Origin of the sequence: Bacillus sp. FJAT-50079 (assembly GCF_018343515.1) — a bacterium.
Classification (GTDB): Bacteria; Bacillota; Bacilli; order Bacillales; family Bacillaceae_C; genus Lederbergia.
Genome location: NZ_JAGYPD010000001.1, coordinates 327031 through 342827, shown reverse-complemented (window position 1 = coordinate 342827; position 15797 = coordinate 327031). Strand labels below are relative to the sequence as shown.

The 15797-nt window shown below is 32.5% G+C and carries 11 protein-coding genes; 10 read left to right on the top strand and 1 reads right to left on the bottom strand.

Going from position 1 to position 15797, the window contains the following annotated elements; translation table 11 throughout:
* The first annotated feature begins 14 nt into the window (after positions 1–14).
* The 8 genes from KHA95_RS01610 (at position 15) to KHA95_RS01575 (ending at position 11891) form a co-directional block, all read left to right on the top strand.
* Complete coding sequence (locus tag KHA95_RS01610) at positions 15–1328, top strand: nucleotide sugar dehydrogenase (protein WP_213135718.1); 1314 nt, start codon at positions 15–17, stop codon at positions 1326–1328.
* A gap of 99 nt (positions 1329–1427) precedes the next feature.
* Positions 1428–2753: a flippase gene (locus tag KHA95_RS01605; RefSeq protein WP_213135717.1), complete on the top strand. Its 1326-nt coding sequence runs from the start codon at positions 1428–1430 to the stop codon at positions 2751–2753.
* Positions 2754–2756: 3 nt separating this feature from the next.
* The gene (locus KHA95_RS01600; RefSeq protein WP_213135716.1) at positions 2757–3923 is read left to right on the top strand and encodes a glycosyltransferase; all 1167 of its coding nucleotides are present in this window, start codon (positions 2757–2759) and stop codon (positions 3921–3923) included.
* Positions 3920–5209 (top strand): O-antigen ligase family protein, encoded by a 1290-nt coding sequence (locus KHA95_RS01595; protein WP_213135715.1) that lies wholly within the window; start codon positions 3920–3922, stop codon positions 5207–5209. Before KHA95_RS01600 ends, KHA95_RS01595 begins: the two co-directional genes overlap by 4 nt.
* Positions 5206–6306: a glycosyltransferase gene (locus KHA95_RS01590; RefSeq protein WP_213135714.1), complete on the top strand. Its 1101-nt coding sequence runs from the start codon at positions 5206–5208 to the stop codon at positions 6304–6306. Before KHA95_RS01595 ends, KHA95_RS01590 begins: the two co-directional genes overlap by 4 nt.
* Positions 6307–6478: 172 nt before the next feature.
* On the top strand, positions 6479–9445 hold the full coding sequence (locus tag KHA95_RS01585) for an N-acetylglucosaminidase (protein WP_213135713.1): 2967 nt from the start codon (positions 6479–6481) through the stop codon (positions 9443–9445).
* Positions 9446–9918: 473 nt separating this feature from the next.
* Positions 9919–10902 carry an acyltransferase family protein gene (locus KHA95_RS01580; protein ID WP_213135712.1) on the top strand — a complete coding sequence of 328 codons (984 nt, stop codon included), beginning with the start codon at positions 9919–9921 and terminating at the stop codon, positions 10900–10902.
* Between the two features lie 293 nt (positions 10903–11195).
* The gene (locus KHA95_RS01575; RefSeq protein ID WP_213135711.1) at positions 11196–11891 is read left to right on the top strand and encodes a hypothetical protein; all 696 of its coding nucleotides are present in this window, start codon (positions 11196–11198) and stop codon (positions 11889–11891) included.
* A 160-nt stretch (positions 11892–12051) separates the two neighbouring features.
* Here KHA95_RS01575 and KHA95_RS23070 read toward each other — a convergent pair whose 3' ends face one another.
* On the bottom strand, positions 12052–12381 hold the full coding sequence (locus KHA95_RS23070) for a hypothetical protein (RefSeq protein ID WP_213135710.1): 330 nt from the start codon (positions 12379–12381) through the stop codon (positions 12052–12054).
* Positions 12382–13254: 873 nt separating this feature from the next.
* On the opposite strand from KHA95_RS23070, the gene KHA95_RS01565 reads away from it, so the two are divergent.
* Both KHA95_RS01565 and KHA95_RS01560 read left to right on the top strand, forming a co-directional pair.
* Entirely contained in the window at positions 13255–14238 is a 984-nt protein-coding gene (locus KHA95_RS01565) for an LCP family glycopolymer transferase (RefSeq protein WP_213135709.1), read from the top strand.
* A gap of 167 nt (positions 14239–14405) precedes the next feature.
* Positions 14406–15617 (top strand): DegT/DnrJ/EryC1/StrS family aminotransferase, encoded by a 1212-nt coding sequence (locus KHA95_RS01560; protein WP_213135708.1) that lies wholly within the window; start codon positions 14406–14408, stop codon positions 15615–15617.
* The last annotated feature ends 180 nt before the right edge of the window (positions 15618–15797 follow it).

Sequence of the window (15797 nt, the reverse complement as noted above, 5' to 3'; positions counted from 1 at the left end):
GAGAGGTATAAATAATGAGTGTTTTTAATGATTTATTGAAGAAAATTGAAACGAAAACAGCGAAAATTGGTGTGGTTGGTTTAGGATATGTTGGATTGCCTTTGGCGGTTGAAAAGGCTAAGGCTGGATACCATGTTATTGGCTTTGATATTCAAGAAGCTAGAGTTGACCTTGTAAACGCCGGTCAAAATTATATTGGTGATATATTAGACGAAGATTTAAATGAAATGATTAGTTGTGGTCGACTAGAAGCAACATCTGATTACGCAAAAATAAGTGAAGTGGATGCTGTTGCAATTTGTGTACCGACACCATTGGATAAATATATGCAGCCGGATACCTCTTATGTTAAAAGCTCTGCAAAAGAGATTGCAAAATATGCTCATGAAGGAATGCTTGTTGTTTTAGAATCAACAACCTATCCAGGAACAACCGAGGAAATTATTAGGCCAGTATTGGAAAATCATGGCCTAGTGGTTGGCGAAAATGTATTTGTAGCTTATTCTCCGGAACGAGTTGACCCGGGCAATAAATTCTTTAATACAAAAAACACGCCAAAAGTTGTTGGGGGGATTACTCAAAATTGTACAAAGGTTGCATCTGCTTTATATAGAGAAGTTTTAGATGGAGAGGTGCACGAAGTTTCAAGTCCAGCTGTTGCCGAAATGGAAAAAATATTTGAAAACACATTTCGACATATTAATATTGCACTTGCAAATGAAATGGCTATACTATGCGATAAAATGAATATTGATGTATGGGAAGTCATAGATGCTGCAAAGACAAAGCCTTATGGTTTTATGGCCTTCTATCCGGGCCCGGGACTCGGTGGACATTGTATACCAATTGATCCTTTTTATTTGACATGGAAAGCAAGGGAATATAATTATCATACCCGGTTAATAGAATTGGCTGGTGAAATCAATAATTCAATGCCCGAATTTGTTGTGCATAGATCCCTTGAAATCTTAAATGAATTTGCAAAATCGTTGAAAGGGTCGAAAGTAGCTGTACTTGGGGTTGCTTATAAAAAAGATATTGATGATGTTCGGGAGTCACCATCACTTTCAATTATCAGCATGCTTAGGGAAAGAGGAGCAGATGTTGTAGCTATTGACCCACATGTAAAAAGCTTCAAATTAGACAATGAAATTATTGAGACAATATCCCTCAGTGAAGCAGCTATTATTGATGCAGATTTAACCCTTATTCTAACTGATCACAGTGCTTTTGATTATGAATTAATTGCAAGATCAAGCAAAGCGATCTTTGATACAAGAAATGTAATGAGAGATATAAAACAAACGGGTTTATATTATAAACTATAAATAAAAACTATGCACATCTAATAACTATAAATATAGGCATTTGTCCTTATATTTATAGTTCTCTTTATTTATGAACGTCGGTTTACAGGAGAAAAATATATGAGCGATTCCAAGTTTACAAAAGATACGATATTAACGTTAAGTAGACAAGTAACTGGGATTTTACTAGGGCTTTTATTAACGGTAATCATTGCTAGAGAACTCGGTACGGAAGGTAATGGAATGTATGCCTTGATCGTATTATTGCCAACAATGCTAATGGCATTCCTTAATATGGGTGTTGGATCTGCAACGGTCTATTATATCGGTAGGAATAAATATCGGGTGGAAACAATTATAAAAACAAATACAATTACCGCATTAATTTTAAGTTTAGTTTCTATTGTTTGCGGGCTTATTTTCCTACTCCTTTTTTATCAAAATTCCTCATTTAATGAGATACCCATAGCGTATTTGTATGGTATACTTTTTACTGTACCAGTGTTAATCATCAATGAATTTTATATTGTTGTTTTTCAAGGGAAGAATGACTTTAAAGCTTTTAATAGTTTGGCATTGTCAAGACAAATTGTATCCTTGGTATCCTTGGTAATTTTTATTTACCTTTTTCAAATTGGTTTAATTGGGGCTGTATTTTCATTTATCATTGGATCTATTACCCAATTAATGATAACTGTATATTACTTTAGATCTAGAATGCAGATTAATTTTTCAGTGGGGAAATTTTCAAAAGAATATTTTATAGATTCCTTAAAGTTTGGAATAAAGGCTCATTTCAGCAACATGCTTTCATTTATTAATTATCGTGCTGATACAATTGTGATTTCTTACTTTTCTACAAATGCTGCCGTAGGACTATATAATATTGCAGTTAATGTCGCGGAAAGGCTTTGGATTGTATCGCAGTCTATTTCCTCTGTTTTATTCCCAAGAGTGGCTGCATTAAATGAAGAAGATGAAAAAAATCAATTAACATCCCTTGTCACTAGAACAGTCCTATGGTTTTCTATCATAAGTGGAGTTGTATTCTATTTAATAGCGGAGTTGTTTATTGGGCTGCTCTTCGGTCAGGATTATCAAGAAAGCGCAGTTGTATTGAAAGTGCTACTTCCGGGGATCATACTATTCTCGATGGACAGAATTATGTCAAATGATCTTGCTGGCAGAGGTAAACCGGAGTTAAATATGTATACATCAATATTCACAGTAGTGGGTAATCTAGTATTAAATATCATTTTAGTGCCTCGTTACGGTATTTATGGAGCTGCATTTTCAACTTCACTCACTTATTCACTAAGTACGATCATTAAAATGTTTATTTTCAAATCGCTCACTGGTATATCGTTGTATAAATTAATTCTAGTTCAAAGAGAAGATTATCAAATTTATAAAAAATTATTGAACGCTTTTAGACGAGGAAGATGAATCATGAAAATAATGATTATTCCATCATGGTATCCAACTGAAGACAATCCACTTAACGGAATCTTTTTTAAAGAGCAGGCGCAAGCACTGTTAAGCGATGGAATTGACGTGACAATCACATATCCTGAAATCCATACTTTACGTTCCACTTCTATGTTAAAGCTGAAAAAGGGAATAAGCGTTGATAAGGAAGATGGATTAATCACATATAGATATAGAGCTGTGAATTATTTTCCTGGTAGAATACCTTTTGTAACTGCTTGTAAATATTACTTACTTTTAAAATCTCTTGTTAAGAAGGCAATTAAAGAACATGGAATACCCGATATAATACACGCACATTCTACCCATTGGGGTGGATGGGCAGCTGCAAAAATTTCACGGAAATATGGCATTCCACTAATCATTACAGAGCATTCCAGCAAGTTCGTGAGAGATTTATTAAAGCCTTATGAAAAAAAAGAAGCGAAAAAAACTTTTGAAATAGCTAAGAAGGTTATAGCAGTTGGACCAAGTCTCGAAAAGGAACTTTTACAATATACTCCATCTAGTAAGTTAATTAGAATACCTAATATTGTTGATTTAAGCGGGTTTCAAATTGATAGAAGCAATGAAAAGAAGGAGAGAAAGTTCCGTTTTTTATCTATAGCCTTTTTAAATAAAAACAAAGGAATAGATTTGTTGATAAGGGCTTTTGAAAAAGTATTTAAACATCAAGAGGTTGAATTAATAATTGGTGGCGAAGGTCCCGAAATGGATAAGTTAACAAAGCTTACAGATGATTTAGGGCTTTCGGAACAAATTCACTTCTTGGGTCTATTAGATAGGGATGAAGTAAAAAAACAAATGGGAATGTGTGACTCTTTTGTTTCGGCCAGTGAATATGAAACTTTTGGAGTTGTTTTAATAGAAGCTCTTGCTTGCGGTAAACCTATAATATCAACTAAAAGCGGAGGACCAGACGAAATTGTTACTGATGAAAATGGAATACTTGTTCCGACAGGCGATATAACAGCATTATCAGTAGCAATGCAAAAAATGATAAATAGCTATTCCACTTATAGTGCCGAGAGGATTCGGGAACAATGTAAAGAACGTTTTGGTGAAGAAGCTATTATTCGTAAAATAAGAAGTATTTACGAACAAGAATTAAGAGGTAATGAAAAATGATAAACAAGGCTTTCATTTATGTCATTCTGTTTTTATTGATATTTATGGACCCATTTATTTTCAATTTTGCAGTGGGACCTATTCATTTAACTTTATTAAGATTGATTATATTTTTAATTTCTATTCCGATTCTTTACCAATATATTGTAAAACGCAATTTTAATAATTTAGCTGCAATTAAGTCTCCGATTATTTTTTTTGCTATTTGGTTTATATATGGATTTGCCTCACTTGCATGGGCGACAGATAAAATAGTTGCAGTGAAGGAGCTTTATTACTTTTTTATTTTCCTTTTATTAATTCTAATACTGATTAATCTTTTAGATGATGAAAAAATGATAAAAGTAATGGATAGAAGCTTTTGGGGAATTGGCGTTATAACAATATTTATTTGTCTTATGGAGATTTTTACCGGATTTCACTTGGGGACATCTAGATATGTTATTGAAGTAATGCGCACGGAGGAAATACACTATATTGCAACAGCATTTTTTTATAATGAGAATGATCTATCCTTATTTCTTGTAATGATAGCACCATTTTACTATCTTAAAATTTTTGGCGAACGAAAGCTTTATTTAAAAATAATAAATGCTTTCGTTATGTCGTTATTATTTTATGTTATTATTATTAATGGTTCAAGGGTTGCAATACTAGCTATATTTATTCAAACAGCAGCATTATTATATATTAAATTTAAGCCGACCTTTTATAGGATAATAAGGTCAAGTATATTATTTTTACCTGTATTTATTGTTTTTATTTTCTTAAATATCGATAAGATTACGCCTTTAATAGCTATTTATAATGGATATGGTTCGAATTTTGTTCGATTAAATCTATATTTAAACGGACTATATTCTGTCTATCAATCGTTTATGCTTGGAGTGGGGCCAGGAAACTTTGAAAAAAATATTTTTCCAATGTTCATTACAAATGGCATTGTCAACCCACATAATTGGTGGATTGAATTGTTGACAAATTATGGTTTTTTAGTTTTCAGTGGGTATCTACTTTTTTTCATTTATCATCTAAAAAAGTTGTTTAAAATTTATAAAGAAAAAAATATTTATTCTAATGTTGCAATTATTTTGTTTATCAGCCAAATTGGTTTCATATTTGCAAGTATAGGTCCAAGTAGATTATTTTATTATTGGCCAATGTGGGTAAATTACGCAATTATTTTGGCCATTATCAATCTGAATGAGCGCAAAAATAACGAACTTTTCGATGCTATTTATGAGGGGGATTTAAATCATCTGAAGAAGGAGAGTGTTGAATTATGAAAATTTGTTATTTAGCCCCCGCAAATTCTATTCATACTATCAAATGGCTAAATGCTTTTATAGAAAAAAACTATGAAGTTCATTTGTTGACAATGCACCCTCCTGATCACGATAAGCTACATCCTAATATACACTTGCATAAGCTTAGATATAATGCTCCTTTTGGGTATTATTTAAATGCACTTCAAGCAAAATTTTTATTAAAGAAAATAAATCCGGATATATTTCATGTACATTATGCCAGTGGTTATGGGACTTTGGGCAGGTTTATTAATTTTCGTCCAATGCTTTTGTCTGTGTGGGGAAGTGATGTCTTTGAATTTCCCTTTCAAAGTAAATCTAAAAGAAACGTTCTAAAAAAGAATTTAGAAAGTGCGGATCAGGTTCTTTCAACTAGTTATTCTATGAAAGATCAAACGAAATCTTTTTTTATTCCTAAAAGGGAAATTCAGGTTACTCCATTTGGAGTAGATACCGAGAAGTTTAAACCTGCCGAAATAGTAAAGGTAGAACAAACTATTACTATCGGTATTATTAAGCTATTGGAGCCTGTATATGGAATAAAATATTTAATTGATGCATTTGCCTTAATAATCGATGAACTATTACAGGGTCAATCAGACACAACCCCTAAATTAAAATTACTAATTGTCGGTCATGGAAGCCAACGGGCAGAACTGGAATCTAGGGCAAGGTATAAGGGGATTCATGAATATGTCGATTTTTATGGAGCAGTTCCTAATGACAATGTTCCATCTATATTGAATAAAATAGATATTTTTTGTGTTCCAAGTCTTAGTGAAAGCTTTGGAGTTGCAGTTATTGAGGCATCGGCCTGTGGTGTTCCTGTGGTAGTTTCGGATGTTGGGGGATTGCCAGAAGTTGTTGAGAATAATATTACAGGATTCATTGTTGAGCCGAAAAATGTTAATCAATTGGCAGAAAAACTCCTTAAATTAATTCAGAATCCATCAATGAGGGAAATTATGGGTAAATCAGGTAGAGAATTTGTATTAGAGAAGTACAATTGGCAAGATAATGTTAATAGTATGGAGAAAATATATACTGAAATGGTAGCAAATCAATCTTATCTTTAGTAATCTACGTACGGGCCACTAAGATGGTCCTTTTTTGGAGTGGGAATTTGAGATGAATTTATTAAAAAAACTATGATTCTCCATAATTAGCCTAAATTCTCCTAAATTCTCCTATTTTCTTATTGATAAGGAGCTAATAAGAAGTATAATAGTGTATGGAAGGAGGAGGTAAATGTATACGCACTTAAAAACTGCTAAAATAAAATTATGGATAATTTTAGCGGTAGCTTTTGCTTTTTTGTTTTATAATATACCTCAAACATTTGCACAAACTACGGATGCTACAAAGGCATACTTGTTGGATGAAGACATTATTTTATATAATGAAAATTCACAACCAGTAGCCACATTAAAAAAGAATAATATCTTTTTTATGACGGAAACTGAACAGGGTAAGCATTATTTGATCCAGTATGGTGACCGCTTATTGCACACCTCGGATTCGATTCAGGTTACAAATGTGGATGATAGCAGTATAGAAAACAATATTAATACTGGTATAAGTTATTCGGATCCAGTAACTTTTGAAAAAGCAACGTCTGTTTTTAGTGTCAATAATCCTGATTTGGAAGTTGCTATAATTGAACCTGGGCAAATACTTTCAATCTATCAAGAACAAAAGGATGCTTATCAATTTTTCCTTGGTAACAGATTGGTGCAAATTCCAAAAGATGCTGCAATAGTGAAGGAAGATTATGATTTGTCGGAAGAACAGATAGACTCTGAAGAGAAAAATGAATTGGACGAAAATGAGGCAGAGGATCCTATTCATCAAGAGAATAAGGTAGAGGAACTTCAGGAAGAAGATGAGAACGGAGTTGTGACTGAAGAAAGCCCCGATCCTGACAATAACGTTGTCAATGGTCAAGTAGTTGAAGAAGATACAAAGGTATCAAATAGCGAACCAATTTCAATTACTGCTAACTCGACTTTAAATAAGAGTGCTATCCTTTCTGAACCTAAATTTAATCATTTTTTTAAAGCTATTGGTATCAATACTCCTGTTTATATAAATAGGGGGGGAGAGACTGTACAGGTAGGGAATCTCGTAAGTGGTCAGGAATATGTAATTATTAGTCAAATAGATGGTTTCCTTCGAATTAATTATGGAAATGGATTTGGCTATGTTCGAACATCAGCGAATATTGTACCTAGCGATGGATCTTCCATTAAAAACAAGAATAACGGACTTGTAAATAAAGGTAGAACGATTCAAGCAAAACAAAATGTTGTTATTTATGACAATACTTCTGGATCATTAGTTCCTTTTGGTGAACTAGCTTTAGAAGAAACTTATCCAACCGTTATGCAAACATCCAAAGATTGGTTTCAAGTCCTTTTTGGAGGGCGTATTGGATATGTATATAAACCGCATTTAATTGTTCAAGTTGATAACTCAGATGCCTTTTTCCAACCATATTATTCTAATACCCCTATTTACATTAATCAAGCAGGGAAAACAGTAAAGGTTGGAGATTTAAAACAAAATCAAGAGTTTTCGATTGTCGGTCAAGATTCTAGCTTCGTTAAAATCCAATACGGCAACGGAATTGCCTACGTTAGAAAATCACACATATCGGCAAGTGATGGAAAGTCTATTAAAAATCATAGTACAGCTCCATATGTAAATAATGGAAGAGTCGTAAGAGCAAAAATAGACATGCCAGTATATGATAACACCTCAGGAAGCCTGGTTGAATTTGGAAGAATCGATAAGGATCAAGAGTATATAACTGTGATGGAAACCTCTACTTATTGGATTCAAGTAAACTTGGGTGGTCGTATTGGATACATATATAAACCACACGCAAAAATTGAGTTTTCTAGCGCAGATAAATATTTTAGACCCTTAGGCGAAAATGTCGATATTATTCTCAATGAGCAAGGTAAAAATATAGTTGTGGGAAAACTTTCAAATGAACAAGAATTTCCGATATTGAGTCAAATTGATGGATTCGTAAGAATTCAATATGGAAATGGGTTTGCATATGTACGTACAGATTCTATTTATCCAAGCAATGGGGGAACGATTAAAAATATCAACCCTGGGAGGAAAAATTCTAAAGATCAATTTCGAACTGCGCGAATTGTTCCAATTTATGACAATACTTCGGGCTCTTTAGTAGAATTTGCAGCCTTAGAACCAGGACAGTCGTATCACATAATTCGTCAAACTTCTGCAGACTGGTATGAAGTATCCGTAGGAAATCGAATTGGTTATGTATATAGACCCTGGGTTGAAATGGGACCTATTATTAAAGAAACGTTGTATGGATTAACATTCCAGGAAATGTTAAATATACAACTTAACCAAAGCCCACAAACGGATGCCAAATACAGAGCATTTGTGAGCGCGAATTATATTGATAGTAATAATATCGTAATTGCAAACTCATTAAATGTAAGGGGCGGTGCGTCAGCTACTTATTGGGCACTTGGAAAACTTTCGTATGGCCAAAAGGTAGAAATTATTGGAACCGTTAATTCAAGTGACAGAAACGACCCTGTTTGGTATGAAATTCGATATACTCCAACATGGAAGAATGCAAGTCCTGATGATGTTGCCTATTATTTAAATCCGAATAATTTCGATCAGGATAATTTCCAATTTCTTGTTCTTTCTGAAACTGCAAAATTAGATGCTACGGAAGTAAACAATAAAATTTTAGCAGATAAAGGTATTTTAAAAGGTAAAGCTTCAGTATTTATTGAAGCGGCTATGATGTATGGCGTTAACGAAATCTATTTAATGTCACATGCATTTTTAGAAACGGGAAATGGTAAATCCGAATTAGCAAATGGTGTTATATATAATGGACAAGTAGTTTACAACATGTATGGTGTGGGAGCATACGATAACTGTGCCAAAGATTGCGGCGCTAAATTTGCGTATGATAATCAATGGTTTACTCCTGAAGCGGCGATCTTTGGAGCCGCAAAGTTCGTTTCAACTAACTATCTTTCTAATACTGTATTCAAACAAGATACATTATATAAAATGCGTTGGAATCCAGTACAGCCTTGGCATCAATATGCCACAGACATTGGCTGGGCTAGTAAACAAGTTAAAAACATTCAAAGAATTTACGATCTATTGGATACTTATACTTTGACGTTTGATATACCAGTGTACAAGTAAGAAAATAAGGCTATGCCAAAATGATATTTAAAAACATTTTTGGCAATAGCCTTTTTTTTGTTAAATAAATTTTCCTGGAAATAACAATTGTTTTTACAAAAAATAAAGAGTATCCATTAATAGGATATTGATTATCTATAAAAAGGAGTGATACCGTTTGAAAACTTCAACCAGAAACACAGGGATTGATATTGTAATGTTATTTGTAATGATTTTTGTACTGTCAATGCCTTATTTTCTTAACACGCAATTTTATTCTACTTCGCTAATAGGGGAAAATGTATTTACAAACTTTTATTAGATTGTTGTTTATTATATGTGTCCCAACAGCTATTGCTTTGACATAGGTCCTAAACCATGGCTTCAGAACGTTAATCAAAAGGAACTTGTCTTTGATAACTTTTAATAAGTTTCGAATGTATTATCCCCTTATGCTACAATAATAAAATAATACAGGGGAGGGCGTGCCATATTTGGGAAGGAAATTATGGTTAGATATTGCAAAGGGAATAGGGATCATTTCAGTAGTTATAGGTCACGCTGGGATTGAATCGTTATCAAGGTATCTTTTTTGGTTTCATATGCCTTTATTCTTTTTAATCAGTGGATATCTATATAAAAAGACAGACAAATTTGTTCTACGAAAAACAAGATCATTATTGATACCTTACATCTCTTTTTTTGTGTTATTGTCATTTCTTCAATATTTTATTTTTGGTATACCAGATTTTGAGATTCACTTTGATTATTTTCTTAAAGGGGGGAAATACCTAAAAGGGGTATATGGTGTATTTTGGTTTATTACAAGTTTGTATGTATTAACAGTTTTGTTTCATACCTTTTATTCATTGAGCAATAAAATCGTGTTATTTTTTGTCGCAATTATTTTTTATTTTCTATCGTATTTTGATTCAACATATATTAAAGATTCAGCAGTAATATGGAATATCAATACAATACTTTTTACTTTTATCTTTTATTTTCTAGGCCACTGCTATAAGCTATACGAAGATAAAGTGAATCTTTTAATGAAGAAGGTTGTGATATATACGACTATTCTCTTAATAGTGTTTGTTACATTAAATGTTTATGGTCGATTTGAATATAGTTTAGACATAAAAAATCAATTATACAACCACTTATTTTTAGATATAGTGATACCTGTAATGTTCATTTTATGTGTATTTTGGGTATCGAAAAAATTAGAACAAGTAAAAGTTATTAATAGAGTGGTAGCGAAAATAGGAGAATCCTCATTAACAATAATGTATTTACACATTTTGTTTTTAACGGTGTTTAAAGAATATACACACCTAAATGTTTGGTTAGCAGTGCTATTTACTATCATTTTATCCTATATGTCCCATCAATTATTTAAAGCTTCTGGATTAACATCAAAAACACTTCTAGGGATATACGAAAGGAAAATAGAATCAAAAATGGAGATATCCCCTTGAGGTCCCATTTTTTAAAGCTGATATTAGCTCTTAGGACACTAATATAAAGATTTTGAACCCTTCTTATTTTGAGAAGGGCTTATTTATTAAAAAATTGGAATCAACTTAAAAAAACAAATCATTTGATGCCAATATTAATTATATTTGATTAAATTCTTCAATAATTTTTTTGAAAAATATCAAAATGAAAAAGAAACAAATGTAATATAAATGAAATATTTTTCAGAAAAATGGAATCTTTACCAGTTATTTCCCGTCTAATTAGATATAAGCAAAAAAGGGGAGAGGTAATAATGAAAAAGAAGTGGTATTTAATCATTTTTATGGCACTTTTTTTATTAGCGGTAGGGGCATTTCATTATGACGGAACTCAAAGTAAAAAAACAGCTACGCAAGAATCGAGCGACACTTTAGTTGGGGATCAGCACGAAGAGTTAATTTCTGAAGCTGGAGTTCCTATATTAGATGATTCTGAACTAGAAGATGAAGAAGAAAATTCCAGGGAAGTAACACTAGAAATTGAGACAGGTGAAAAGACGAAAGAAGAGACAAATACTAAAAGTGACAATGTACTGAAACAAGAAAAAGTAATTGTAGAGGAATATACTAATCAGAATGAAGAAGAGATAATTATTAATGGTAAGATATATACTCTTACTATGGATGAAGAAAAGTATTCAAATCTGCTCCATTTAATAATCCCTGCAAAAAATAATGGTGCAAAACTATACGGAATTTATAAAGAAGACTTTATTATTGTAAAAGACGGAAAGCCTATCGCATATATTTTTCTAGGTGAAAAACGGGTTTTAGTCAATCATGCTGACATGGTAAAAGAAATGTTTACACAAGAAAATTATAATATAGGTATTAAAGATAATATTGATTTTGTGATAAAAACAGGTGCAACTGTTAGCGTGGAGTGGGAGCATTATATTGGTTACCATATAAGTATAAAAGGCGATTGGTTAACTGTACATCACGATTGATTGAGGTATTATAAAAGCCCGGCGTTGACCGGGCTTGATTCGATTTTGAATTTATGTACTAACTGACTAATAGAATTGAAAACATAAGTCCTAAGTAACACCATTTATTACATTTGTTACAGTTAGAATCCAAATAATAGGTATGACCGCTTTCATTAAGTCATACAGTATTGAGGTAATACCATGTCCCAGCATCTTGTATCCATCCAGTTCGCATTGCACCTTCTGGGTATTTATCAGTTTTATCCGTAGTCAAATAATACCATTTACCTCCATTGTATCTCCAACCAATTTTCATGGCCCACAGGGGATGCTCAACAGTAAAAATATCATTAAAAAAATACCAAGTACCATTATTTTTTAGCCAACTTTTATGTAATTGGTTATCTAATTTGTAAACCCATTTATTACTTGTATTAATCCAACTTCCTGTTAAATAAAAGGGTTTAAACCTATTTTTCCAACAGGTAATAGCCTGAACGGTCTTCATAGTGAATATGTTGACCTGAAGAATCTCCAGTACTCCCCATCTTCGGCTTAATAATGAAGAAAAGCAGCCTATACATATTCGCTTTCACATAAAGTTTTATTAGTTGTGAGTTGTGTATTCCAACGTTTGAGAAGGATAACTTAATCACTCAGTGCACCACAAAAGTGGTTGAGTAGCAACGATAAGTTATCAAAGCTTACTTCTACGATAAACTTCAATTTAACCTGATAATATCCTAAATTTTGTGCCAGATAAATAGGGGAGTGAGTATTTAATAGTGAATAAATACTTGGATATGAAATGGTACAATAGAAATAAATGGTTCATCCTACTAGCAAAAACGGATAAATATCCCTAAAAAAGTGTGTGATATTGATGGTAATAAAAGTTGGAAATACTCTTTATTCTATTAACACTCGTCATTATAGTTGCTATAATGTGCTTTTGAGTTGTTATATTAACAATTTAGTCACAAACTAAGGAGAGAGTGCATATCAGTATGTATTAAAACACGTTATTATTCCCCAACAACTAACAATAGTGGCTTTTCTTTTATCAAATAGTTGCCAATTGTTATTAATAATACATTGAATTTTTTTAAGGGCAAGGTATTATTAAAAATAGAAATACTTTACTCTGATTATGTAAAAAAATGGCGGAAATTCACGACATTTTAATAATATCCAAATTGGACTATGTTATAATAAATATATAACATGAAGGGTGATAAATTCTTTATAGATACTTGATTCTTCCAGTGACATTGTAGTCATTTTTATTGTATTATAAAAAGATAGTATGTTTAATATCTTTTTCGATAATGAAAATTGGGTTAGATTTCTTAAATATTATAATTTAGAAAGAGGAAGCTATATGGAACAATCCAGAATTTCCAAAAGAAAAAAAAGAAAAGGTCTTAAAAAACTTATTTTCTTTTTGTTAATTGTAGTAGTATTAGTGCCTTTATGCTATGTTGGCTATTTATTCACGACAATTAAAACTGCCGCGGATAAGTCATATGTTGAATTGGAACGAAAAAAATCAGAGTATAGGGTTGAAGATGTTAAATTAGGTAAAGATCCAGTGTCCATTTTATTAGTTGGTGTTGAAGATTATTTAGGTGACAACGGTCGTGCGGACGCATTGATGCTAATAACCCTTAATCCTGAAACCAAGGAAATCGCCTTGCTAAGTATTCCAAGAGATACAAGAACTTATATTGAGGTAAAAAATAAAAAAGATAAAATTAATCACGCATATGCATTTGGTGGATTAGATTCTACTATTCAAGCTGTTGAGGATCTATTAGAAATACCGGTAGATTATTATGTCGAAACCAATATCAGTGGGTTTCAAGACGTGGTAAACGAACTTGGTGGAATTTCAGTAGATGTTCCATTCGATTTTAAACAGGTCGGAATGGACGGAAAGATGATTTATTTTACAGAGGGAAAAATGAATCTAAATGGACGCGAGGCAATGGCATTTGTTCAAATGAGAAAAGAAGATCCACGGGGTGACTTTGGGCGTCAGGATAGACAACAAGAGGCTCTTAAAGCGATTGCTGACAAAGCACTTTCTATTAATTCTATAACCAAAGCTGATAATCTTGTAAATGCGGTTAGTGATAATACAAAAACAAATATACCGTTAACCGAGTTATTTGGATTAAGGAACTTTTATAGTGAAATTAAAAATCAAGAAATAAATAGACTTGAGTTAAAGGGTGAAGACAGCAAAATTGATGGTATTTATTATTATCAACCATATGAAGACTCAATTAACGAAGTGAGCCTTGCTTTGAAAGATGTATTAGAAATTAGCAACATAGCTTCTGATACTATAACTGGAAATTAATAAAATGTACGATTCCCGCACATTATTTTATCTAAAAGCAAGTATGTCTGGATAAAATAATGTGTTTTTTTACGATTAGATTTACCAGTTTTCTATGAATATAAACACTTATGTTCACATGAGAAAGAATTATAGCACTAAATATAAAAAAGTGAGGTTGGCTAAGAATGATTGATACTTTTACAAGAAATATACCTTTTTCACCCCCAGATATCAAAGACGCGGAGATTGAAGAAGTAGTAAAGGCATTAAGATCCGGTTGGATCACAACGGGTCCTAGAACAAAAGAGTTTGAAAGAAAGATATCCGAATATGTTGGCACTAATAAAGCAGCTTGTCTTAATTCTGCAACTGCCGCTATGGAGCTTACCCTTCGTATTTTAGGTGTAGGACCTGGAGATGAGGTTATTACTTCAGCCTATACATATACAGCATCTGCCTCAATCATAGATCATGTAGGTGCGAAAATTATCCTTGTTGATACTGCTCCTGATTCTTTTGAGATGGATTATTCAAAACTGGCTGATGCAATTACAGAAAAAACGAAGGTTATTATTCCTGTTGATATAGCAGGGAAAATATGTGATTATGATTCAATATATAAAGTCGTAGAAAGCAAGAAACACCTATTTAAAGCCAGTAATGAACTTCAGGAGTTATTTAATAGAGTGATTGTTATGACAGACGCAGCTCATGCTTTTGGAGCTAAAAGAAAAGGGTTCAAATGTGGACAAATTGCAGATTTTACATGTTTCTCTTTTCATGCGGTAAAGAATTTGACAACAGCTGAAGGTGGTGCAGTTGTTTGGCGTGATGATCTTGGATTAGATGATGAATGGCTTTATAATCAATTCATGTTATACAGTTTACACGGCCAATCTAAGGATGCATTGGCTAAAACACAAGTTGGTGCATGGGAATATGACATTGTTTATCCAGCCTATAAGTGCAATATGACCGATATTACTGCTGGACTTGGATTAATACAGTTAGAACGATATGAAAGTCTGATGAAAAGACGAAAAGAAATTATTGAAATGTATGATAAAGCACTTTTGCCATTAGGTATAAAGAGCATCCAACATTATGGTGATGACTTTGCTTCTTCAGGGCATCTTTATTTAGCTAGGATACCTGAGATTGAAGAAATGGAGAGAAATGAAATAATTATAAAGATGGCAGAGCTTGGGGTTGCATGTAATGTTCATTATAAGCCATTGCCTATGTTTACGGCCTATCGGAATTTGGGGTTTGATATTGAAGATTACCCTAATGCTTTTGATGTGTATAAAAATGAAATTACATTACCACTTCATACCCTGTTAAAGGATGAAGATGTGGAGTACGTAATAAACTGTCTAGAAAATATACTTAGGTAGTAAGGAAATTAAGTTCGAATTAAAAGATTCTCAAGAGAGAAACAAAATGAACTAATAGATATTAATATGGCAATTCAACAAAAAAGTCAATTGCGATTAAAAGAGGATTTGATTTTTTATAACTCTGATAGATTTGATTCCTTACCAATTAGTTATATTGTTAACGCGAAGATTATTGGA

Coding starts and splice junctions, on each gene's coding strand:
- KHA95_RS01610 (WP_213135718.1), top strand. CDS start 15: ATGAGTGTTTTTAATGATTTATTGAAGAAAATTGAAACGAAAACAGCG.
- KHA95_RS01605 (WP_213135717.1), top strand. CDS start 1,428: ATGAGCGATTCCAAGTTTACAAAAGATACGATATTAACGTTAAGTAGA.
- KHA95_RS01600 (WP_213135716.1), top strand. CDS start 2,757: ATGAAAATAATGATTATTCCATCATGGTATCCAACTGAAGACAATCCA.
- KHA95_RS01595 (WP_213135715.1), top strand. CDS start 3,920: ATGATAAACAAGGCTTTCATTTATGTCATTCTGTTTTTATTGATATTT.
- KHA95_RS01590 (WP_213135714.1), top strand. CDS start 5,206: ATGAAAATTTGTTATTTAGCCCCCGCAAATTCTATTCATACTATCAAA.
- KHA95_RS01585 (WP_213135713.1), top strand. CDS start 6,479: ATGTATACGCACTTAAAAACTGCTAAAATAAAATTATGGATAATTTTA.
- KHA95_RS01575 (WP_213135711.1), top strand. CDS start 11,196: ATGAAAAAGAAGTGGTATTTAATCATTTTTATGGCACTTTTTTTATTA.
- KHA95_RS23070 (WP_213135710.1), bottom strand. CDS start 12,381: ATGAAGACCGTTCAGGCTATTACCTGTTGGAAAAATAGGTTTAAACCC.
- KHA95_RS01565 (WP_213135709.1), top strand. CDS start 13,255: ATGGAACAATCCAGAATTTCCAAAAGAAAAAAAAGAAAAGGTCTTAAA.
- KHA95_RS01560 (WP_213135708.1), top strand. CDS start 14,406: ATGATTGATACTTTTACAAGAAATATACCTTTTTCACCCCCAGATATC.